A 21,136-nucleotide genomic window follows, 5' to 3' on the forward strand; every position below is an offset into this window, starting at 1 on the left:
TTGTAGTTGAGGTGTCTGCTTAAACAGATACCTTGACCCAAATGACATTAAAACTCATGACAAAAAAATTATTTAAACTATTGTTTTATAAAACTTATTATTATCCTGATTTTATAATTTAGCTCTTATTTAAGCTGAAACATTCTTTTGAATATCAATGTATTAACTTATCTTCATATGTATAAATAAACAATATCAATAAAAGCAATTGTTTGTTTACCCCTTTTTTGCCTAAAATAAGCTATTCGAAATGAAACCATATTTTTTAGGTAGCTGTCGCCATGACCTTTGTTGTCACTGAAAATTGTATTAAATGTAAATACCAAGATTGCGTAGAAGTTTGTCCTGTAGACTGTTTTTACGAAGGTCCGAATTTCCTAGTGATTAATCCGGATGAATGTATTGACTGTGCATTGTGTGAACCAGAATGCCCTGCAAATGCAATTTTCTCTGAAGATGAGCTACCAGAAGGTCAAGAAGTATTTATTGAATTAAATGCTGAACTTTCTCAAAAGTGGCCTAACATTACTCAAATTGGTGAACAACCTGCTGACCGCGAGGAATGGAACGGCAAACCAGATAAGTTACAGTATCTAGAAAAATAATTTCAAAAAGATCAGCAACCGCTGATCTTTTTTATACCCTATTCAAACATTTCATTGCAAATTCCTCGTAATTTGTGCACTGTTTTGCATTAAAATAGGCGCAATATTTATAAGCTTTTGATTTTTCTTATGCGGAAGTTTTTGCAGAGCATGCTGCCCCTATGCATAATCCCTGCGATTATGGTGGGTTGCGCCAGCTCTCCTCAACACACAACAACAGGCAAAACCTCTCCAAGCGGTAAGCGCATCTTTATTCCTCAAGAGCGCGTTATTATCGAACGTCCAATTCCACCTAAAGTTGAACCTGCTTCCTATCGCGCTTGGTTAAATACAGGCGATCATTATGAACGTGTACGCGAATATGAAAAATTTCTGGCGCGTCATGATGTGGCAGGTATCGTACCAAGTTTTGAATTATTAAGATCCGCTCGTGATTGGCAGAAGTGTGGCCGTTCAGAATATGCGGTACCTAACCGTGAACTTTGGAATAATTCTTTATCGACCTTACGTGTCTTTAAATATCTTATTGCCGCAAAAGTTTTAACCGACTTTGAGGTAACTTCAGTTTACCGAGACTTACCTTTAAATGAATGTGCAGGCGGCGCAAGTTCTTCTAAGCATTTATTTAACTCTGCCATCGATTTCCGTATTGGGCCAGAAGTTCCACAGCCACAAGACTATGCGTTTATTGAAAATACGAAGTTTAAATTGTGTCAGTTCTGGGCTCAGCACGGCCAAAGTTTAAATTTAGGTATTGGATTATATAGTTCAGGACAAATCCATATTGATACTCAAGGCTATCGTACTTGGGGACCTGACTTAACCCGCAATACATCAATGTGTAATTTCTAAAATATAAATCCCCTTATGCGCTTCAGTTTAAGGGGATTTGCTCATTCTATAATCAACCAAAATTTCTTGAATCGAAGATTTTTGCACTCTAGTCATAAACGTTTAAAATACGCCTATCAACATACAGGTAAATTTGACTATGCAGCAGATGTGGACAGACATTGACGAATATATCGATTCACATTTAATTCCCGAAGATCCTCGACTCGACTTTGCATTAAAAAATACCGACGAACACGGCTTTTCAAATCATCTTGCAGTTGCTCCAAATCAAGGAATGTTCTTGCAAATGCTCATTCAGATGAATAAATGCAAGCGTGTTTTAGAAATTGGGACCTTTGCTGCCTACAGTACAATCTGGTTAGGACGTGCACTGCCTGAAGATGGCTATTTGCTTACCATTGAAGGTCGTGATACTCATGCAGAAATGGCTCAAAAGAATATCGATCATGCCAACCTGCCTGTAAAAGTTGACCTTAAATTAGGCCGTGCTGCCGATGTACTTTCTGCAATTGATCCTCAGTCGATTGAGCCTTTTGATTTTATCTTTATCGATGCCGATAAACAGGGCTATCCGGAATATTTAGAACTCAGTCTCAAATTTTCAAAATCGGGCACTATTATTGTGCTAGATAATGTCATTCGTGCCGGTGATATTTTGAATCCTGAAAACAAAAAACCAAGTATTGAAGGCATTCGTGAAACTTTTAAAGCCCTAGAAAATCATCCGCAAATTTTGTCTTGCACAGCTTTACAAACGGTTGGCTCAAAAGGTCATGATGGTTTTGCAATTGCAATTGTGAAATAATGGTTAAAAAATCATCTTTTTCATTTTATTATTTATAATCAACAAATTACTTTTATTACCCCTGCTTTTCCATATAGTTATCCACAAGATTTGCGGATAACTATATGCAAATCTCATCATTTAGCCACAAGTAATGGTACAGTCGCGTTACGGAAAATCGTGGTTGCAATACTTCCCAAGAAGAACTGATGTATTTTGCTATGGCTAAATGCGCCGAGCACAATAATTTGAATGCCGTGCTCTTGTTGGTACTCTAAAATATTTTGCGCCACATCGCCGTATCTATAAACGGTCACTACATCTAGCCCCGCTTGTTTCAAGTAATGCTCTGGTTCATTCAATATTTCAGGATGGTCACCGACATAGACTAAATGGCACTGTAAAGTCCGTAATAAGTCACTTTGTGCAATACGGCGCATCATTTTTTGACATGTCGGAGAATATTCATAAGCAAAAATAAAACGTGTCGGTACTTTGAAGTTTTCACCAATGGTCAAAACCGTACAATTTGCACCGCGAATAAAGTTTTCAACATTGCTGCCAATCGGTTTATGTTTTTCGGCGGCTCTTTCACCCACCCGACCCAAAATCACAATATCGTTTTCGTGTAAGAGATTAAAACTTTGCTCTAGAAAATCCCCTTTTTCCTGAATTTTTGAGCAAGTAATTCCGTGTTTTTCTTTAATTAAGTCAGAGATATGTCTGAGTAAATTATTGCTGTAATCTAAAGCGAGTTCACTTTGTTTTTGCTCTAATTCAGCTAACTCTTTAAGCAACATTGCATTGCTTTCAAAGCCGATTACGCCACTAATTTCACCAAGGTGATAACTTGCCGGGTAGTAATCTAGAATTTGTAATAATACAAGCTCTCGTCCAGTTGCTTTCGCAACCCAAGCCGCTGCATCTGCAATAGCATTAATACAAGGTGATGAGTCAATACACGCAATAACACGGTTCATTTTTGCCTCTCTTCTTCAGGTCTATTTGCCTTGGAGATTTTTCTATAACTTAGCTTTAACTTAACATAGATAAAAATCCGTATGTTAAGGTTTATGTATTAAAATCCACTTTTTTGTTTAAAGATCAAACATTTTATTACATTCTTGAGACTGCATTATTCTCTTAAACGGATAAATTTTGCTGGGTTTCCTCCCACAATATGGTACGGCTCCACATCTTTTGTCACCATACTATTCATGCCAACTACAGCATGTTTACCAATTTTAATCCCGTCTTTAATCCCCACATGCGCACCTAACCAAACATCTTTTTCAATTTCGATACCCTGTGAGCGAACCGGCTGTTGGTAAAGTGGACGGTCGAGTTGCATGCCATGATCAAATGCATAGAGATGACAATAAGCAGCAATACGAACTTGATCATGTAGTTTTATGCCTGCTCGACCACCATCTAAAATACAGTGGTGGTTAATTGCAACCTCATTACCAATCTCAAGCGGTCCATGCAAACTACAATCTGCCGCGATAAAACAATTATTACCAATCTTAATTTTCCGGCCCGGCTCGGCAAAAATATGGGCTAACGGTGAAATAAAACAGTTCTCCCCGATCTCGACTGTTTCCATATCCATTAAATAAGCCTGATATTCTTTTTGCCATTCTTCCGCCCAAACACGGTGTTTGGGTTTCAATGTCCAATATAGCCATGGCATATAATTTAAACGGTGTTTATGTTGCTCGCGGTACTTGAGTAAAGAATCAGTCATCAGTCAGTTCCTCCTCAACTTTTAATTCTTCGCGACCACGAGTCACATCTCGTAGTTTTAGAGCGAGTGGTTCAATTTGGTGAACCTGTAGCCTCGCTTCGATATCGACACCTGTTGCAGTATAGCTTTCCTGATATTCAATTTGCTGCTGTGTCAGTTCATACTGAAAGATAGCCCATTCATTAAAATGACAAGAAAAATGAATCGTTTTCTTGGCAATCAGTTCAATACGTTCAGCTAACAATAACGATTGTCCGGCACAACCACCATATGCCCGAACAAGCCCACCAGTTCCCAGTTTTATACCACCATACCAGCGGTTCACCATGACAATAATATTAGTCAGGTCATTTCCTTCAATAGTTGCCAGAATTGGGCGTCCCGCTGTACCAGATGGTTCCCCATCATCATTAAAGCGAACGTTATGCCCAATTTTCCATGCCCAACATTGATGTGTGGTCGAGATATCTTTATTTAATTCTAAAAACTCTTTCACTTGCTGTTCATTTTCTACTGGCGCAGCAATCGCCTGAAATCTACTTTTTTTAATTTCTTCTTCAAAAGTAACGGGTGATGCAATCGTAAAAGCCATAAATGAAATAAAGCATAATAAAAATCAAATTATAACGTGAATTTAATAGAAGCAAACCTATAAAAAAGCCCCGAATTTCGGGGCTTTTTTTCTTATCTTTCTCTTAATGCTTCTTTGGCTTTATTAAATGGTTTAAGTAAGTAATCCAGTACAGTCTTCTCACCCGTACGAATATCTACAGTTGCCACCATACCCGGTGTAATACCGAATGCTTTACCTTCTTTATTGTAAAGCTTATCGGAGTCAGTTCGGATATAAACACGATAATAGAATTGATCCTGTTTCACTTCATCGCGAATGGTATCTGGAGAAATAACCGTAACCTTACCTTTTAAACCACCATAAATCGAGTAGTCATAAGCAGTGATCTTAACCAAAGCTTCTTGACCAGGACGAATGAATGCAATGTCACGTGGCAAAATACGGGCTTCAATTAATAACTGTTCATCAATTGGAACGATGGTCATTAACTTACCGTTTTGTGGAATCACACCGCCATGCGTTGTCACTGTAATTTCTTTTACCACACCGCGCACAGGGGCTTTAAATACGGCACGCTGTAAACTGTCATTACGGCCCATGACCACTTGTTGTTGAGTTTGCGTGTCAGTATTTGCTTTAGATAACTCTTCACGTGCTTTAACGTAGTATTGGTTACGTGCATCGTTCATCTTGTTTTGCAAATCATTTGCTTCACGGCGTAAGCGTAAAACCTCAACCTCACTAGCAGCACCTTTAGCAACCAAAGGCTCTGTCATGGCCAATTCTTGCTGAACCAGTTGTAAAGCCTGTCTTAATCCTGAAAGCGTCTGTTCAAGATCAGCTCTGCGTGATTCATACAAAGCAGTCTCTTCATGAACAAGCTTCGGATCTTGTGCAACTATTTCAGGGAAAACCAGTGGTGTACCGTTCACTTCCGCACGTAAACGTGCTGCTGTGGCCTGAGCTGCAATTAATAAAGATCTCGACTCACCCACATTTGAAGCAAAACGGGTTGGGTCGAGCTGAGCAAGAATTTGCCCTTTTTGGACAATATCGCCTTCTTGTACATTTAGCTTAGTTAAAATACCACCTTCTAAAGACTGGATGACCTGTTCTTTAGAGGATGGAATAACTTTACCTGTACCGGTTGAAACTTCTTCAAGCTTAAAAAACCATGCCCAGATAAAGAAAATCACTAAACCAATGCCCACGATCCAGATGACTAAACTGGCACGCGGTAATGGTGGTTCACTATAAGATACATTCATTGAACGGGTAAGTTCTTGTTGTTGTTCGCTCATGAATTGCCCCCTTGGCTCACTTGTTTTTGTTGGGCTGTAGATTGATTAAGTACCTGATCTCGTGGTCCATCCATCACGATTTTGCCTTCATTGACGACAATAATTCGATCGACCAGTTCAAGAACAGCTCGGCGGTGGGTCGCTACAACCAACGTTCGGTGTGCTAACCATCCTTTGAGATGATCAATTAATTGTTTCTCTGCAACATCATCAATGGCTGCTGTCGGCTCATCAAGCAATAAAATATTCGGTTGACGAATCAATAAACGCGCCAGCAATAAAGCTTGCTTTTGACCACCAGAGAAACCAACGCCTCCTTCTAAAACCAAGTAATCCAAGCCTTCTTTTTTCTCTTGAACAAAAGATAAAGCACCTGTTACTACCAATGCACGAAGAATATCTTCATCTGTTGCAAGCGGTGCACCTAAAGTCAGGTTTTCACGTATTGTTCCGTAGAATAAATGTGCATTCTGGTTGAGTAGCCCCATATCTCGGCGCACATCTGATGGGTCGATTAAAGAAAGATCGAGTCCATCTAAATGCACAGCTCCCTGAGTTGGAACCTGCATACCGGATAAAAGCTGAAGCAATGTCGACTTACCAGCACCATTACGACCCAAAATCGCAATTTTTTCTCCGGCGCGAATTTTTAAATGGCGGATCGCAAGACTTGGTCTCGGATCTTCTTCTCCATATTGGAACAAGATATTTTTTAATTCATAGTCGCCATTTAAAACAGCTTTGTGTACCAGATGTGAACGGTCGGCCTGATCAATCGGACGTTGCATAAGTTCATCTAAACTTTGCTTAGCAACTTTTGCCTGTTGTAGACGACCTAATACGCCCGTAATCTGGGCAATTGGCCCTAACATACGCGAAGATAAAATTGAACATGCGACTAACGCACCTGTGGTCATTTCACCGTCCATTACCGCAAAACAGCCCACTAACACCACAATGGCATAAGTTAAACCCTGAACCATTTGGGTCCAAGCCATTAAGGTACCCACAATTTTACGCTGTCTCATACCAATGTCGGCTGAGACTTCATTCATATGGTTCCATTGGTTTTGGAAACGTGATTCAGCACGTAAGAGCTTAATGTCTTCAATACCTTGCACCGCTTCTACCAAAATTGCGTTACGAATTGAAGATTCTCTCATACCCTCTTGTGCAAGTTGAGCCAGCTTCTTCTGTACCAAAATACCCGGCAAGATCATAAGTGGCACAACAAGTAGCATTACCCAGAACAGTTTTCCACCAATAATGGCAAAAATTACTAAGAACAGGAAAAAGAACGGAAAATCGGCAATCGCACTAATTGTAGTTGAGGTGACCAGTTCACGAACGCCTTCGAGTTCACGAATCTGGGAAATAAAACTACCTGTAGATTTTGAACGATCTTTATTTTTAATTCTTAAGGCATGGCCAAATACACGATCCGACACACGTAAGTCAGCACGTTTACCAATAATATCGGATAAATATACTCGTGAAACACGTAAGGTAAATTCAAAAAGAGCGGCAATCAGTACACCACCCGCCAAAACCCATAAAGTGGGAATTGACTGGGATGGAACCACGCGGTCATACACTTGCATCGAGAAAATAATGGTTGCCAGTGCCAACACATTGGCAATCAGTGAGGCAAACATAATATCAACGTAGCGTTTCCAGTCTCTTAAAACGATTGACCAGAACCAGTTGGCTTCATAAGGTTTAATATATTCATCAATACGTGCATCTGGAATAGACGTTTCAGGACGCAAGATATAGACATTTTTAAGTGTAGTTTTTAAAGCGTCTAAAGATAAACTTTGTGAAAGGCCCTGATCTCCACTGAACTGGATACTCACATTTCCTTGTGTATCGGCCTTATCGATTACACCGACTTGACCATCATTAAACTCCACCATGACAGGTAAACGCCATGGGTTGAGTAAGTCTAAGGAAAATGGTGCCTTACGAAGATTCAGACCGACTTGACGTGTCATTAACTGCAAGACGTTATCTAAATTCTGATTTTGGTTCCAATCAAGTTGTAAACGAATTCTTTCTTCTGAAGGCTCTATTCGATAATGTTTAGCAATAGTTAAGACCGCCTGTAGCCAAGGCTGGTAATTTATTTTTGTCATCATGGTTGTACTTCGAACCCCTGAATTGAAATATTATTTAAGCCATAGGCTTGGCGGGAACGTCCTGTTGCTTCAATGTACTGAACAATGCTGCTATAAATGTCATAACGTGCTGATTCGAGTTCTGAGTTGGCACTATGAATAGCTTGTTCAGCATTTAATAAATCGACCAATGAACGCGTACCGAGCTTGTATTGCTCTTGATAGAGTTCACGTGTACGAACCGTTGTTGCTTGGCGACTTGCCAAAACCTGCATTTGACGCTGTTTATTTTCAATCTGTTCGCGACTTGTTCTAATTTGGTCCAGAACATCCATATACACCGAATTCACTTTGGCTTTTGCAGCTTCTTCGGCATAACTTGCCATTTTTACTTGTGAAGCTGTAGCACCACCTTGGTAAAACTGACTGGTTGCTTCAAGCATGACTGAACTATATAAACCGTCATCTTTGTCGTTATTCGGGTTTTTACCATTAATCGCCTGACTTACCGAACCTTTCACAGCCAAGGTCGGATATCGGGTTAAACGGGTTTGTTGTTTTTGAGCTTTTGCAACCTCAACACCTGCCTGCGCAGCAATCATTTTTGGAATGGTATTAAACTCAGGTTCACCATAAAGATCGGATTGCTTCACGAGATCGTCGGAAATAATCCATCCGGTATGACTAACATCTGCACCTAATAAGGTTCTTAAATGCTGTTGGTATTGACGTAATAATGATTGCTGAGCAATCAAAGCAGACTGCGCTGCCTGTAAGTATGACTGCGCCTGAATTGGGTCGGCTTGACTCGCGACACCAGCGTTTGCACGCAGGTTAGCAATTTCCTGAATACGTCGAATACCGGCGATTTGCTGCTCAGCAATTTTATTAAGCTGTAGATAACGCTGAATATTCACAATGGTCTGTGCAACATCCAAAGCTAGAGTATCAACGCTAACCAAAACATTGGCTTGTTCAACCTGAACTTTAGCTTCTTCAACATCAACACCTGATTTGACTTTACCGAAGTCATAAAGCATTTGGGTAGCACTTAAAGTTAATAACTGCCGACCTCGTTCTCCACTGCTTAAATCACCAGTCGTAATCCCTCCTGAAAGCTGGGGATAGTAACCGGCTTTAGCAACGTCAACTCCTGAATTTTGACCTGCTAAAGTTGCAATAGATTGTGAAATATCGGGGCTACGCTGAATGGCAATTTTTACCGCATCTTGCAATGTCATCGTTCTAGATGGCAAGTTAGAAAAAGATGAAGCTCGATTATCATTAAGTTGAACAGTAGGAAATTCCTGCACAATAGAACGGTCTAGCTTAAAATTACTAAGCTTGTGCATTTTGGCAACTTTAAAGTCATCACTACTTTTAGGGACAAAAAGTTGTGACAAGTTCTCTTTCAGGGTGTGGTATTGCTCACTTGGCTTAGCAGCGTATATCACGACAGGTACATGTAGTGTACTTAAAAGCATAAGCCCTTTCAGGAAAGCCTGCTTTCTACATATCCCTCTTACTCTTCTTTGGTTATATCCAATCATGCTTATCTTGTTGATCTTGTTTGTTATCGTTTAAAAGCTTCTACATTCTACATAGTTTTTCACCTAAAGCAGCATAATTGATGGAATAAATCACACATTATTTTTTCATTAAATGATTGATATATGTATTTGTTTTTATTTATAAAATACCAAAAAATAAAAAAAGAGGCCTTGACCTCTTTTTAACCAAACAGATTAATGTCTTTAATTAAACTGTGAAATCATCACCTAAATAGACTTTACGTACCTGTTCATTGTCTAAAATTTCTTGGGGTGTGCCTTCGGCAATTACCGAGCCTTCACTTACAATATAAGCACGTTCACAAATTGCTAAAGTTTCACGAACATTGTGATCGGTAATGAGGACACCAATACCGCGATCCTTTAAGGTCTGGATAATATCTTTAATATCGCCTACTGAAATTGGGTCAACACCAGCGAACGGCTCATCCAAAAGCATAAATTTCGGATCTGCGGCCAAAGCACGTGCAATTTCTGCACGACGACGTTCACCACCAGATACACTCATTCCCAATGAATCTTTAATATGACTAATTTTAAAGTCATTTAATAACTCAGTAAGGCGCTGCTGACGTTGCTGTTTATTCAAATCTTTACGCGTCTCTAAGATCGACATAATATTTTCAGCAATCGTCAATTTTCTAAAGATAGAAGCTTCTTGAGGTAAATAACCAATACCCTTACGCGCACGTTCATGCATCGCTAGGTCTGACATATCCAAGTCATCAAGATGAATCTCACCTTTATCCATGCGCACTAGTCCAACTACCATATAGAAACTGGTGGTTTTTCCAGCACCGTTAGGACCAAGCAAACCAACAATCTGTCCACTTTGCATACTAAAAGAGACGTCTTTGACAACCCAACGCTTACTATAGTTTTTTGCTAAGTGTTTAATACACAAAGTTTGCGGTTGTTGAAGAGCTTGCTGCATTAGTCACGCGCTCCTGGGAAACTTTTTGAACTTGAAGGTGGAATAATGATTTGTACACGGTTTGAAGAAGAACCTTGAGCTTCAACATCACCCTTATTCATACTATATTTCAGGGTGTTACCGCGAATACTTGAACCATCTTGGTATAAATATGCACCGCCAGACAAGGTAATAATGCCTGTATCTGCATTATAAACAATCGTTTGTCCTTCACCGCGTGCAATACCTTTATCAGCACTTATTTGTTGCTGAAACTTAGACGGTCTACCTTTAGCAGTGATCGTTTGAATTTCACGTTTAGAGTTTAGCGTAGCAACAATTGAGTCGGCCTGAAGCTTCATGGTGCCCTGCTCAATCACCACATTACCCGTATAAGTCGTCAAACCGGTTTTTTCATTATAAGTTGCTCGGTCTGCCACTAATGAAATTTGTTGATTACGGTCAGACGGCAAAGCAAAAGTCGAAGCAGATGATAAAGCAACGAATGTAATTACCGCAGCTTGTTTTAGGAAAGCTGAAGAACGTTTTAAATTAAGACTTTGGTGCATACTTTCCTCGAATATTAAAAAATTCGTACTGACCATTATTCAAATTGGCTTTTAGTCCTTTGCTCACAAACTCGCCTTGTGGAGACTGAACTGTCACTTGATGATTAGTTTCAATGTCTCTAGTTTTTGGATAACCAGTTAATTCATCGGTTTGAAACTCAATGGTTCCTTGCGGTGCCAACTTAGTGGCTACCACGTCACCCGATAACACAACCTTTTGATTATCATCATATCCATAAGCTTGTTTAGCAAAGAATGTTGCATCAACTTTACCTAATTTATACATAGTGGCATTGAGTTGATCCAACTTTGACGTTTTTTGTTGCATATCCTGTTCAAGCTGACGAACTTCAGCACGAATATACAAATTGCCTTTGTCATCAGTTTGAGTCAAATGGACGCCCTGCGCCGAATAAGTCATATTCTTCGCCGAACCAATGTCCAGTTTTTTTGCCTTGCCACTATAGTAGTAGTAACCACCACTCACAGCAGCAACCACTACAGCAACAATATATAAAACTCTGGTATCCATGAGCAGGAATAGCCTACCTTTTTAAGTAATCTTGTTATTAATGCGGTACTGCAAGATATTTTTCAAGAAGTTCTTGGTAAATGCCTTTTGCGATCAGCAACATATCACAAACTTCACGCACAGCTCCACGGCCACCCATCGCCTGTGTTACCAAATCCGCACGACGGCGCACTTCTTCATGTCCGTTTGGAACAGTAACACTCATTCCGGCAATGGCAAATGCTGACAGATCCGGCCAATCATCACCCATATATAAGCAATCTGAAGGCAGGATATTAAACTGTGCACACGCTTCACGTAGCGCCGAACCTTTATCTTCACGGCCTTGGAACACCAGATCGACACCTAAATCGGACATGCGTTTTTCAACGATATTACTTTTTCGCCCAGTAATAATGATGACTTTCATACCCGCTTGTTGCGCAAGTTTCATACCCAAACCATCACGAATGTCGAATGATTTAATTTCATCACCCGTGTTGGTTAATGTCACAAAGCCATCACTTAAAATACCATCAACATCCAGAACCAATGCCTGCAAATGACGTGCTTGTTCTAACAATGCATACGATGCCATTGATTAATTCACCCCTGCCTGAATAAGGTCATGCATACTAATTACACCAATCACTTTGTTCTGGTCATCGACTACCACAAACTGACTGATTTTTTTCTGGTTAAGTTGTTGTAAAGCTTCTACAGCTCGTGCTTCTTGAGAGATCGTTGACGGTTTCTTTGTCATCACTTCAGACACAGGTAAATTTACATCAAACCCTTGCTGTTTATCGATGAGACGACGTAAATCCCCATCTGTAAAAATACCAAGTAGATGGTCTTGTTCATCAACAATTGTTGTCAAGCCTAAACGCTTATTTGAGATCTCGTAAAGTACTTGATTCATTGGTGTATCAGGTGAAACTTTTGGTAACTCTTCGCCTGTATGCATTAAATGTTTTACATGTAACAGTAAACGCTTACCCAACGCACCTGCCGGATGCGAACGAGCAAAGTCATCAGCAGTAAAACCACGAGCTTCAAGTAAAGCAACTGCTAAAGCATCGCCTAAAACCAAAGTCGCTGTCGTACTTGAAGTAGGCGCTAAACCTAAAGGGCATGCTTCGTCAGACTCACCCAGAGTTAAAGCAATATCTGCATTTTGCGGCATTGGGCCTTTATCATCACGACTAATCGTAATAAGAGGTACACCAAGATGCTTAATGAGTGGCATCAACATCATGATTTCATCGCTTTTTCCCGAGTTGGAAATTGCAATAAGTACATCGCCACGAACCAGCATTCCTAAATCGCCATGCCCTGCTTCGCCAGGATGCATAAAGAAAGACGGCGTGCCTGTCGAAGCAAATGTCGCTGCCATTTTTCGGCCAATATGCCCAGATTTACCCATACCCGTGATCACAACACGACCTTTGCATTGTAATAATATTTCACAAGCACGATTAAAACGGTCATCAATTTGTGTTGCTAATACATCTATGGCTTGTTGCTCAATGCGCAATGTCGCTAATGCACTGCTTTGGAAATCTGTAGGATTAGGCATACGAGTTTGACTCAAAATAATTGATCTGATCTCTGGTTGAGATCGGTGATTTTAATCAAAAGATTTGGGGGCATTCTAGCATAACTCAATCAGTTACACGTTTTTAAATGTATAAGATTTCACAAGCTTATAAAATTCATGCATAAAACTTTGTTAAAAATGATGCATCAGTTATGATGTAACACTATTTTTGTTGAGTGTTTGAAAACCCTTATGCAACCGTTTGTTTTATATAACTCTGAGCAACGAAAAAAAGTTGAATTTGTACCTCGCAAAGAAGGTCACATCGATATGTACGTCTGCGGTATGACCGTTTACGACTACTGTCATATCGGGCATGCTCGAGTTATGGTTGCATTTGACTACATTATCCGTTTTTTGCGTAGTCAAGGCTGGAAAGTCCGCTACATTCGCAACATTACCGATATTGACGACAAAATCATCAAACGTGCGAATGAGAATGGTGAAACAATCCAACAGCTCACCACGCGTTTCATCGATGCCATGAATGAAGATGCAGCGAACTTAGGCTGTTTAGCACCAGATGAAGCACCTAAAGCGACTGAATATATTGACCAGATGCAAAATATGATTGGTAATCTGGTAAATAAAGGCGCTGCTTACCCTGCTTCAAACGGTGATGTGTATTTTGAAGTCACCAAATTTGAAAAATATGGTCGTCTCTCTGGCCGTAAGCTTAATGACATGCAAGCTGGCGCAAGTGAGCGTGTTGATGTAGAAGTTGAAAAGAAACATCCTTTTGACTTTGTGCTTTGGAAACATGCAAAAGAAAATGAACCATCTTGGGCATCTCCTTGGGGTAATGGCCGTCCGGGTTGGCACATTGAATGTTCTGCAATGTCGACTTGCTGCCTAGGCAATCACTTTGACATTCATGGTGGCGGTTCAGATTTAATGTTCCCGCACCATGAAAATGAAATTGCGCAAAGTGAAGCTTCGACTGGTGAGCAATATGTAAACTACTGGATGCATGTTGGCTTTATTAACGTTGACGGTGAAAAGATGTCTAAGTCTTTAGGCAACTTCTTTACGATTCGTGACGTAATGGAGAAATTCCACCCAGAAGTGATCCGCTACTTTATTGTGTCTTCACACTATCGTAGTCCTGTGAACTTCTCTGATGTGGCACTAAAAGAAGCAAAAACTTCTTTAACTCGCTTCTATCATTCATTTAAAGCTTACCAACAAGTGTATGGTCAAACGACAACTGAAACGCTTGATCAAAGCTTTGTTGAGCGCTTTAACAATGCAATGTGTGACGATTTCAACACTGCCGAAGCAATGGCTGTATTGTTTGAACTGAACAAAGAGTTAAACCGTGCTGTAAAAGAAGAGCAAGCTGACCAAGCGACTGTGCTTTATTCGACATTACGTCACCTCACTAACATTTTAGGTTTGGTACAACACAATGTAGACGATTTCTTAAAATCAGATATTGGACAAGATGCGCTTGCTTTGTCTGATGCGGAAATTGAAGATTTCATTCAACAACGTGTTGATGCGAAAAAAGCAAAAGACTTTGCTAAAGCAGATAGCATTCGTCAGTCTTTACTTGAGCAAGGCGTAGTTCTTGAAGATACACGTCAAGGTACAGTTTGGCGTCGTGCTGATTAAACGTTCAATTAGATCACAAGAGTGTTGACACTTTAATGAAACACTCTATAATGTGCTCACATTGCGGGAATAGCTCAGTTGGTAGAGCATAACCTTGCCAAGGTTGGGGTCGCGAGTTCGAGTCTCGTTTCCCGCTCCAAAATTCAAAAACCACTTAATTCGAAAGAGTTAGGTGGTTTTTTTTATTGTCTATAGGTCAATTCAAAATTCGCATTAAAAAACGCTTTATATTTCCATTGCAGTACCATGAAATTTGGAGTGTTATTATGCAAAAGCCGGTTAAGCGCGGAGACGCGTGGCGCATCACTGTCCGTTATTTAGGTAAACATTATACAGCTACTCGAGATACTGCGAGTGAGTGTGAACAATGGGCCGCTAAAAAATTATTAGAATTACAATCTTAACAGGCTAATCCTGAGTCTGAAAAATCCATATCCCCTTCTATGCCCCTTTTGAACAGTACTATCAAGAAGAAGGCAGAAAATGAAGAGTGCCCGCTTAATTGTTCAAATGCTTAAATGCCTAAAGAAGAAAGAATAATGAAAATATAATTAATATTTTATGATTAAACCCATCATTAAGTTTTTATTGATATTGAAATTAAAAATTAGCTTAAAAGTATATTATCGCAAAGTCTCCCCCATTGAGGAGACTTTCTAAGTATTAAATGACTTAAGGATGAATTTTTTTCAATCCATCTTCTACAGCAAATTTAGCTTCCTCCCACTGTAGACGTGAACTACCTTTAACTTGTTCCCATTTAGTTTTCAATTTAGATTCAACCTCGGAAAAATTAATTTCTGCATTATTATCTACACGATTTTCATAACCTAAACGATAAGCCGCCCGATAATCACGATCATATTCTAGATTCTTGTCTTCAGTATAATATGGCATTTTTTTATAGTTTTCTCGCCAATAATTATCTTCTTCTTGCCAGTCATTACTATCATCTTTTTGATTATTTGTTTGAGCTATATCATTACCTGCTATTGCCCCTACCACACCACCAATAATCCCCCCAACAACAGCACCTGGAGGGCCGCCAACAACACCAAATGCAGCACCTACCGCCGCTCCTCCCAAGGTTCCTGCGCCTGTAGCAACCAAATTCTCTCCCCCTTCATTCATATCGGGTACATGATTGTTATTAGTCGGTGGAGAGTTTAAATCTGGACGAGCATTATCAATTGTGGATGAAATGTCTTGTAATGGTTTGCTATTTGATACATTACCATTAGAAGATGGCTCTTTTTGAGTCGTATGATTACCAACTGAATTTGATTGTTTTGTATTTACCATTTTCTTACTCCCTATATTTTAAAATCTAGTGTCTTTCAAAAGAGCTAGAATATTAAAAGAACTTTTGAAATATGCTTGACAATTATTATAATTCACCTTTAGGTTAGTTATGTTTCATAAATACCCCTATTAAGTAAGGAGATGTTATTAATTAAAGAAATTATTTCTCATCAATAAAAATTTTTATTCAAATAGTCTTTACAATTATATCATTTTTACCCCATAATCATTATATTTCGCTAGATTAAACATTACCCATAACATTCTAGTTTTACACTACCCTGCAGGAAATTATGATTTTATGTATATGCAATTTAAAAAAGCCTAGTTAATTAATACTAGGCTTTTTAAATATATTTTTAAAAGATAATAATTATATATTATTTCATATTTTTAAATATATCTTCAGCTGCTTTTAGGTGTTTCGCAACAGCATCACGTGTTTGTACGAGCATATTTTTTAATTCAGAACTTTTCGTGTTTGGTATTAACTGCTTATCAATTATCGTTAAAACTTTACGGTGAACTTTAACTTGACTCATCATATAATTTTTATCAGTATCTGATGTTATTTGATTAAGCTTACTAATAATTTTATCACTATCATTTTGCAATGATTTACTAAGATTACTGGTTTGTGAAATCAACTGTAACCGACTTGCCAACGCTTGTGCATTTTTTTCATTGGCTGAATGTTCTTTAATCATCATTTCAGCATATTTCTTAGCTTCATCCATTTTTAATTTTGGCAATGCAGTTTTTGCCTGCTTAATTTCACCATTATTAGCTGTACTTAATATCTTGAAAATTTGACTATCAGTCAAATTTTCATAGTTTTCATTTAATATTGTAGAGTGATTCTTCCCATCATTTATAGTTTGTTGATTCGCTGCCATAATCTCAAATGCACTGAAACTTAAAACACCACTAATTGCGATACAGCTAATAATTTTCTTCGTTAAAATAGCTTTCATACCAATATCCTTTAACTTAATTCATGAGTATTTCTACCTATGGGTAGCTTTTTCACATTTCCAATCTATATCCCTACTTGTAAATTCAAGGTTGGGGTTATTTATTCATTATTTCAATCAACCATATTTATACCGCTCGTTGAATATTATTCGCAAAGGGTAAATAGCTTATTTAAAGTAGATGATATAAATTTAATAATAAATTATGCACCTGTATCCAATCTTATTAATGTAAATATAAAATATATATGATTTTAAAAAACATTAACTTAAAAAAATTTTTATTTTTTATTTTTACGAAAATAACAATAAAGCTCGTTATATTAACTTATAGATACTAAAGCTAAAATTAAATATATTTAAAGAAAATTTAAACCAATTTAACTTATTCACCCATCTATAAAAAAGCGTTCTCCTAAAGACTTTAATTCACACACTGCACACAAACAGTGACATGCACTTTTGTAGATATCGTATGAGCTGTGCAACCTGAAAGTAGAATACACAGCGAAATCAGAACCTTCATAGTGAAACGCGGTTAGCGATCCAACCATAAAAGAATTGCTCTTGGGTAGGATTTCGCTCACAAATTTCGATATAACATTGGCCTTGCATGATATTAAGAACCCGAACTAATACCTTCTCTCCTTCTTTACCGCGCTTAGCCAGTGTTAGTGAAGAGGTAAGTAAGAAATAAAGTTCTATCTTCCAACCTAAGCTAGCCATTTCCCCTAACACTCACATATTTTTAGCTAATTCTTTTGCCAAACATTGTTCATGCCACGTGGTTTGAAAATTCTCGACAGCTTTTGACTTAATGAGAGGGTCTTCAAATAGCTTTGAAGAATATGCAGATTTGATAAGCTCTTGATAAAGTTGTTTGGCTTGTTGCTCTTCAAGATGATTGGCGATGTCATGTAACTCTTTAGCTGGCACTTCATGTTGTCTAGCATCCATCACGCCACTCGCTGCTTTTTTCACAGTTTCACAGTAATGAAGCTCCATCGCTTCAGATGCTGCATAACATTGAATTGAAATTGCGCTTATAAAGAGGAATATAAATCTCATAATCTCACCTTAATTTGACGCGCAAGGTTAGCAATTAATCTCCCAAAATTTAAGTTAAAAAAGGTTAATTTTTCTATTCTCTTATTTTATTTGACCTTTTGCACATGAGTGTCAGAAGCATTAAGCACTTTTCCATCTGCTGTAACTGGTGCCATAAATGGAATTTGCTGACCTGTATTTTTATCAATTAATAGAGAATGGCGCTCACCACTTTCAAATAAGTTGTGTTCTCCCCATTGACGTAGAGCAACAATTACAGGAAATAAACTCTCCCCTTTAGTGGTCAACACATATTCCTGATAAGCCGTACCATCTGAAGCATCTTGCATTTCAAGGACACCAACATCCACCAACTTTTTCAGCCGGTCAGAAAGAATATTTCGTGCAACGCCTAAGCTCCGCTGGAAATCTCCAAAACGGCGCATTCCGTCAAATGCATCGCGCACAATAAGCAGTGACCAGCGATCTCCTATGAGATTGACGCAGCGTGCAACAGGACAAGGTTCTTCTTTCATCAATGTAGAGTTAGCCATTGAGTTTCCTTACCAATAATCAGTAACAAGATATCTAGTTGCATTTTAAAACCAGTCGATCTAACATTCAACTAGTTGTATTTTAAAACTAGATTGGATGGATTTAGAATAATGAAAGCCTCCCTTGTATCTTCAATGTCTCCGGTAGATAACAATAAAACGCATTCGAACCTACCTCGTAGCGTAGTTTTGCTATTTGCTATAGCAAGTGGTGCAAGCGTAGCAAACGTCTATTATGCACAGCCTTTGCTCGACATCTTGGCGAGTGACTTTAATGTGAGTCATGCCGCCATTGGTGGTGTGGTTACAGCCACTCAAATAGGTTGTGCACTTGCCCTCGTGTTTTTAGTGCCGTTAGGTGATCTTATAAATCGGCGTCGGTTAATGACACTGCAACTACTGGCTTTAATATCTGCATTGCTAATGGTTGCCTTTGCCCACTCTACGATTATTCTTTTGACAGGAATGCTTGCGGTTGGCCTACTCGGCACAGCCATGACACAAGGGCTTATTGCCTATGCTGCAAGTGCTGCGGCCCCACATGAGCAAGGGCATGTGGTTGGTACTGCACAGAGTGGTGTGTTCATTGGGTTACTGCTTGCCCGTGTATTTTCAGGAGGAATAAGTGATATAGCGGGTTGGCGCGGCGTGTACTTTTGCGCAGCTATCATTATGCTCATGATTACCTTACCACTTTGGAGGCGACTCCCTCATTTAAATGTTCAGCCCGTTACCATGCGCTACCCGCAACTTCTAGCTTCTATGTTAAAGCTACTGCGCCAAGAAAAAGTCCTACAAGTGCGCGGTGTATTAGCCTTACTCATGTTCGCGGCATTTAATATTCTCTGGAGCGCATTGGTACTACCGTTAAGTGCACCACCCTATAACTTTTCGCATACTGTAATTGGGTCTTTTGGACTGTTCGGTGCAATCGGTGCTCTAGCCGCCACTCGTGCTGGCCAATGGGCCGACCGCGGATATGCTCAGCGCACAAGCTTGGCAGCACTGTTAATATTGCTGCTCGCATGGTGGCCGCTTTCACTTATGATCTACTCACTTTGGGCGCTGGTGATTGGCATAGTATTGCTCGACTTAGGTGGACAAGCCCTGCATGTGACCAACCAAAGTATGATTTTTCGTACTCGCCCAGAAGCACATAGTCGTCTTGTTGGTCTATACATGCTCTTTTATGCAATAGGTAGTGGACTGGGTGCAATCAGCACAACAGCGACTTATGCTTATGCAGGATGGCTCGGCGTATGTAGTCTAGGCGCATGTGTAAGTTTATTGACGTTATTATTTTGGTGGAGAACGATAAAGCTATAACCCAAGTATTTTAAAAGTTCTCTCATCTAATTCTCTCAATTCATCCAAAGTATAGAGCCGGCCCTTTGGATCAAAAAATTTATCAAAATCAAATTGCCCTTCTTTATATAACTTATAACGTTTAGGGCCTAACCATTCTTTTTGGAAAAAATTATCGGTCAGATTAAAAAATTCTTTGAAGGAAATATTTGCGTCTATTTGCCCCATTAACTGAGTCCGCTCATCTTTAGGAATATCTCGTACTTTTCTTTCATCCATAACGAAAGATCTGTTCCCAATAAGCCTTCCATCCTTACTTACGGGAACCAGAATACTTCGGCAATTCGGATGCAAAGGTGGCACTCTTTTCGCCGGGTCATTCAGTTTCCAAATAGAACCGTCAATGGCTGCACAGATTTTAGAAGTCCTGCCATCTAAAACGCTCACAAACCTTACATATTCAAAATTAAAATTTTTGAAGTTATATAAATAGACCTGATTTGATATATGGCTACGTAGCGTTCTAATAATTCTTTCAATATCGATTCTGGTACTGTTGAGCAATCCATCTTCGTACTTAAGGCGTTTTGTACCCGTAATACGTTTGATGATTTGCTGAGGCGTCATCCCAGTATTCATACCATCCCGAATAGCATATTCAATGCGTTGAAGGGCATTTTCACTAATTTGAGCTAAGGATTCATCAACCAAGGCACCGCCAGCCAAAGGCACTCGTTTTATTGACTGATAAAGCTGCTCTCCCTCTAAATCTTTAATAACCTTACCAAATAGTTTGGCCATATAGTTTGACTCATATATAGCCAAAGCAATTGCCGAGTGAGTAAAAATTTCCGGTAAAACTGTGCTAATTGAATTAAACCAGTTCGAAATAACAAGTTGGATGTTTTTTAGATGCTGAGTTGTATACTCCCCACCAGCAAGAGCAAACCTCTCAGTTTCATTCAGCTCTTTCATTAAATCGCCTAACCGATCAAGCATAACCATCGTTTCACTATTAAAAAACTTATAAAGTTCATTTACCGATCGCGATGATGCTCGGTAGAGATAAGCTTGATGCTGAGTAAAAACATCAAAAAGTGATTTTTCAGTAATATTCTTCATGTAAGTTACCTCTACAAAGGTGCACTTTATTTTTCTTTTTATATCGCTGTTCTATAAAATTTATTAATAGT

The 21,136-nt window shown here is 39.0% G+C and carries 22 protein-coding genes, 1 tRNA gene and 1 pseudogene; 7 read left to right on the forward strand and 17 right to left on the reverse strand.

Features of this window, described 5'->3' with window-relative positions; translation table 11 throughout:
* Positions 1-281: 281 nt before the first annotated feature.
* The 3 genes from fdxA to MKL36_RS08115 all read left to right on the forward strand — a co-directional run bounded on the left by fdxA (position 282) and on the right by MKL36_RS08115 (position 2,265).
* Positions 282-605: a ferredoxin FdxA gene (gene fdxA, locus MKL36_RS08105; RefSeq protein WP_000144889.1), complete on the forward strand. Its 324-nt coding sequence runs from the start codon at positions 282-284 to the stop codon at positions 603-605.
* Positions 606-734: 129 nt separating this feature from the next.
* The gene (locus MKL36_RS08110; RefSeq protein WP_001986294.1) at positions 735-1,457 is read left to right on the forward strand and encodes a D-Ala-D-Ala carboxypeptidase family metallohydrolase; all 723 of its coding nucleotides are present in this window, start codon (positions 735-737) and stop codon (positions 1,455-1,457) included.
* 139 nt (positions 1,458-1,596) lie between these two features.
* Positions 1,597-2,265, forward strand: a complete 669-nt coding sequence (locus MKL36_RS08115) for an O-methyltransferase (RefSeq protein ID WP_001186835.1) — start codon at positions 1,597-1,599, stop codon at positions 2,263-2,265.
* A 116-nt stretch (positions 2,266-2,381) separates the two neighbouring features.
* Here MKL36_RS08115 and MKL36_RS08120 read toward each other — a convergent pair whose 3' ends face one another.
* The 11 genes from MKL36_RS08120 to MKL36_RS08170 form a co-directional block, all read right to left on the reverse strand.
* A complete protein-coding gene (locus MKL36_RS08120; protein ID WP_001082436.1) occupies positions 2,382-3,224 on the reverse strand; it encodes a universal stress protein in 843 nt (280 codons plus the stop codon).
* 155 nt (positions 3,225-3,379) lie between these two features.
* Positions 3,380-3,991, reverse strand: coding sequence for a chloramphenicol acetyltransferase CAT (locus MKL36_RS08125; RefSeq protein ID WP_000132359.1), 612 nt, complete (start codon positions 3,989-3,991; stop codon positions 3,380-3,382).
* Positions 3,984-4,583, reverse strand: a complete 600-nt coding sequence (locus MKL36_RS08130; protein ID WP_000885988.1) for an IMPACT family protein — start codon at positions 4,581-4,583, stop codon at positions 3,984-3,986. The genes MKL36_RS08125 and MKL36_RS08130 overlap by 8 nt, the downstream gene beginning before the upstream one ends.
* 92 nt (positions 4,584-4,675) lie before the next feature.
* Positions 4,676-5,866 carry an HlyD family type I secretion periplasmic adaptor subunit gene (locus tag MKL36_RS08135; RefSeq protein WP_000003555.1) on the reverse strand — a complete coding sequence of 397 codons (1,191 nt, stop codon included), beginning with the start codon at positions 5,864-5,866 and terminating at the stop codon, positions 4,676-4,678.
* Positions 5,863-8,004, reverse strand: a complete 2,142-nt coding sequence (locus MKL36_RS08140; protein WP_000988402.1) for a type I secretion system permease/ATPase — start codon at positions 8,002-8,004, stop codon at positions 5,863-5,865. The genes MKL36_RS08135 and MKL36_RS08140 overlap by 4 nt, the downstream gene beginning before the upstream one ends.
* Entirely contained in the window at positions 8,001-9,467 is a 1,467-nt protein-coding gene (locus MKL36_RS08145; protein ID WP_000927323.1) for a TolC family protein, read from the reverse strand. Before MKL36_RS08145 ends, MKL36_RS08140 begins: the two co-directional genes overlap by 4 nt.
* Positions 9,468-9,741: 274 nt before the next feature.
* The gene (lptB, locus tag MKL36_RS08150) at positions 9,742-10,488 is read right to left on the reverse strand and encodes an LPS export ABC transporter ATP-binding protein (RefSeq protein ID WP_001183458.1); all 747 of its coding nucleotides are present in this window, start codon (positions 10,486-10,488) and stop codon (positions 9,742-9,744) included.
* Complete coding sequence (gene lptA / locus MKL36_RS08155; RefSeq protein WP_000554244.1) at positions 10,488-11,036, reverse strand: lipopolysaccharide transport periplasmic protein LptA; 549 nt, start codon at positions 11,034-11,036, stop codon at positions 10,488-10,490. Before lptA ends, lptB begins: the two co-directional genes overlap by 1 nt.
* Positions 11,020-11,568: an LPS export ABC transporter periplasmic protein LptC gene (gene lptC, locus MKL36_RS08160; RefSeq protein WP_000381220.1), complete on the reverse strand. Its 549-nt coding sequence runs from the start codon at positions 11,566-11,568 to the stop codon at positions 11,020-11,022. Before lptC ends, lptA begins: the two co-directional genes overlap by 17 nt.
* Before the next feature lie 37 nt (positions 11,569-11,605).
* Complete coding sequence (locus MKL36_RS08165; RefSeq protein WP_000179337.1) at positions 11,606-12,145, reverse strand: KdsC family phosphatase; 540 nt, start codon at positions 12,143-12,145, stop codon at positions 11,606-11,608.
* Between the two features lie 3 nt (positions 12,146-12,148).
* On the reverse strand, positions 12,149-13,126 hold the full coding sequence (locus MKL36_RS08170) for a KpsF/GutQ family sugar-phosphate isomerase (RefSeq protein ID WP_001133556.1): 978 nt from the start codon (positions 13,124-13,126) through the stop codon (positions 12,149-12,151).
* A gap of 213 nt (positions 13,127-13,339) precedes the next feature.
* Here MKL36_RS08170 and cysS point away from each other — a divergent pair, with 213 nt between their 5' ends.
* From cysS to MKL36_RS08185, 3 genes are all read left to right on the forward strand, one after another.
* Positions 13,340-14,761: a cysteine--tRNA ligase gene (gene cysS, locus MKL36_RS08175; RefSeq protein ID WP_021510504.1), complete on the forward strand. Its 1,422-nt coding sequence runs from the start codon at positions 13,340-13,342 to the stop codon at positions 14,759-14,761.
* Between the two features lie 63 nt (positions 14,762-14,824).
* Positions 14,825-14,900 (forward strand) — tRNA-Gly (locus MKL36_RS08180).
* Positions 14,901-15,027: 127 nt separating this feature from the next.
* Positions 15,028-15,165 (forward strand): hypothetical protein, encoded by a 138-nt coding sequence (locus MKL36_RS08185; protein ID WP_001171614.1) that lies wholly within the window; start codon positions 15,028-15,030, stop codon positions 15,163-15,165.
* Positions 15,166-15,433: 268 nt separating this feature from the next.
* On the opposite strand, the gene MKL36_RS08190 is transcribed toward MKL36_RS08185, so the two are convergent.
* From MKL36_RS08190 to MKL36_RS08210, 5 genes and pseudogenes are all read right to left on the reverse strand, one after another.
* A complete protein-coding gene (locus MKL36_RS08190; protein WP_021510505.1) occupies positions 15,434-16,063 on the reverse strand; it encodes a glycine zipper in 630 nt (209 codons plus the stop codon).
* 380 nt (positions 16,064-16,443) lie between these two features.
* Positions 16,444-17,037, reverse strand: coding sequence for a DUF4142 domain-containing protein (locus MKL36_RS08195; RefSeq protein ID WP_021510506.1), 594 nt, complete (start codon positions 17,035-17,037; stop codon positions 16,444-16,446).
* Between the two features lie 522 nt (positions 17,038-17,559).
* Positions 17,560-17,706, reverse strand: a pseudogene (locus MKL36_RS08200) (putative peptidoglycan-binding domain-containing protein); the annotation flags it as partial.
* 69 nt (positions 17,707-17,775) lie between these two features.
* A complete protein-coding gene (locus MKL36_RS08205; RefSeq protein ID WP_001210983.1) occupies positions 17,776-18,105 on the reverse strand; it encodes a hypothetical protein in 330 nt (109 codons plus the stop codon).
* Positions 18,106-18,191: 86 nt separating this feature from the next.
* On the reverse strand, positions 18,192-18,638 hold the full coding sequence (locus tag MKL36_RS08210; protein ID WP_005111506.1) for a winged helix-turn-helix transcriptional regulator: 447 nt from the start codon (positions 18,636-18,638) through the stop codon (positions 18,192-18,194).
* A gap of 111 nt (positions 18,639-18,749) precedes the next feature.
* Here MKL36_RS08210 and MKL36_RS08215 point away from each other — a divergent pair, with 111 nt between their 5' ends.
* The gene (locus MKL36_RS08215; protein WP_086374227.1) at positions 18,750-19,964 is read left to right on the forward strand and encodes an MFS transporter; all 1,215 of its coding nucleotides are present in this window, start codon (positions 18,750-18,752) and stop codon (positions 19,962-19,964) included.
* Here MKL36_RS08215 and MKL36_RS08220 read toward each other — a convergent pair.
* Complete coding sequence (locus MKL36_RS08220; RefSeq protein WP_021510507.1) at positions 19,959-21,065, reverse strand: minor capsid protein; 1,107 nt, start codon at positions 21,063-21,065, stop codon at positions 19,959-19,961. The genes MKL36_RS08215 and MKL36_RS08220 overlap by 6 nt on opposite strands.
* Positions 21,066-21,136: the final 71 nt, after the last annotated feature.

This window comes from Acinetobacter sp. AOR12_HL (assembly GCF_027855275.1).
In the GTDB taxonomy this organism is placed as follows: domain Bacteria; phylum Pseudomonadota; class Gammaproteobacteria; order Pseudomonadales; family Moraxellaceae; genus Acinetobacter; species Acinetobacter baumannii.

Excerpts from the sequence above, each read along its gene's own strand:
- fdxA (WP_000144889.1), top strand. The coding sequence starts at position 282 with ATGACCTTTGTTGTCACTGAAAATTGTATTAAATGTAAATACCAAGAT.
- MKL36_RS08110 (WP_001986294.1), top strand. The coding sequence starts at position 735 with ATGCGGAAGTTTTTGCAGAGCATGCTGCCCCTATGCATAATCCCTGCG.
- MKL36_RS08115 (WP_001186835.1), top strand. The coding sequence starts at position 1,597 with ATGCAGCAGATGTGGACAGACATTGACGAATATATCGATTCACATTTA.
- MKL36_RS08120 (WP_001082436.1), bottom strand. The coding sequence starts at position 3,224 with ATGAACCGTGTTATTGCGTGTATTGACTCATCACCTTGTATTAATGCT.
- MKL36_RS08125 (WP_000132359.1), bottom strand. The coding sequence starts at position 3,991 with ATGACTGATTCTTTACTCAAGTACCGCGAGCAACATAAACACCGTTTA.
- MKL36_RS08130 (WP_000885988.1), bottom strand. The coding sequence starts at position 4,583 with ATGGCTTTTACGATTGCATCACCCGTTACTTTTGAAGAAGAAATTAAA.
- MKL36_RS08135 (WP_000003555.1), bottom strand. The coding sequence starts at position 5,866 with ATGAGCGAACAACAACAAGAACTTACCCGTTCAATGAATGTATCTTAT.
- MKL36_RS08140 (WP_000988402.1), bottom strand. The coding sequence starts at position 8,004 with ATGATGACAAAAATAAATTACCAGCCTTGGCTACAGGCGGTCTTAACT.
- MKL36_RS08145 (WP_000927323.1), bottom strand. The coding sequence starts at position 9,467 with ATGCTTTTAAGTACACTACATGTACCTGTCGTGATATACGCTGCTAAG.
- lptB (WP_001183458.1), bottom strand. The coding sequence starts at position 10,488 with ATGCAGCAAGCTCTTCAACAACCGCAAACTTTGTGTATTAAACACTTA.
- lptA (WP_000554244.1), bottom strand. The coding sequence starts at position 11,036 with ATGCACCAAAGTCTTAATTTAAAACGTTCTTCAGCTTTCCTAAAACAA.
- lptC (WP_000381220.1), bottom strand. The coding sequence starts at position 11,568 with ATGGATACCAGAGTTTTATATATTGTTGCTGTAGTGGTTGCTGCTGTG.
- MKL36_RS08165 (WP_000179337.1), bottom strand. The coding sequence starts at position 12,145 with ATGGCATCGTATGCATTGTTAGAACAAGCACGTCATTTGCAGGCATTG.
- MKL36_RS08170 (WP_001133556.1), bottom strand. The coding sequence starts at position 13,126 with ATGCCTAATCCTACAGATTTCCAAAGCAGTGCATTAGCGACATTGCGC.
- cysS (WP_021510504.1), top strand. The coding sequence starts at position 13,340 with ATGCAACCGTTTGTTTTATATAACTCTGAGCAACGAAAAAAAGTTGAA.
- MKL36_RS08185 (WP_001171614.1), top strand. The coding sequence starts at position 15,028 with ATGCAAAAGCCGGTTAAGCGCGGAGACGCGTGGCGCATCACTGTCCGT.
- MKL36_RS08190 (WP_021510505.1), bottom strand. The coding sequence starts at position 16,063 with ATGGTAAATACAAAACAATCAAATTCAGTTGGTAATCATACGACTCAA.
- MKL36_RS08195 (WP_021510506.1), bottom strand. The coding sequence starts at position 17,037 with ATGAAAGCTATTTTAACGAAGAAAATTATTAGCTGTATCGCAATTAGT.
- MKL36_RS08205 (WP_001210983.1), bottom strand. The coding sequence starts at position 18,105 with ATGAGATTTATATTCCTCTTTATAAGCGCAATTTCAATTCAATGTTAT.
- MKL36_RS08210 (WP_005111506.1), bottom strand. The coding sequence starts at position 18,638 with ATGGCTAACTCTACATTGATGAAAGAAGAACCTTGTCCTGTTGCACGC.
- MKL36_RS08215 (WP_086374227.1), top strand. The coding sequence starts at position 18,750 with ATGAAAGCCTCCCTTGTATCTTCAATGTCTCCGGTAGATAACAATAAA.
- MKL36_RS08220 (WP_021510507.1), bottom strand. The coding sequence starts at position 21,065 with ATGAAGAATATTACTGAAAAATCACTTTTTGATGTTTTTACTCAGCAT.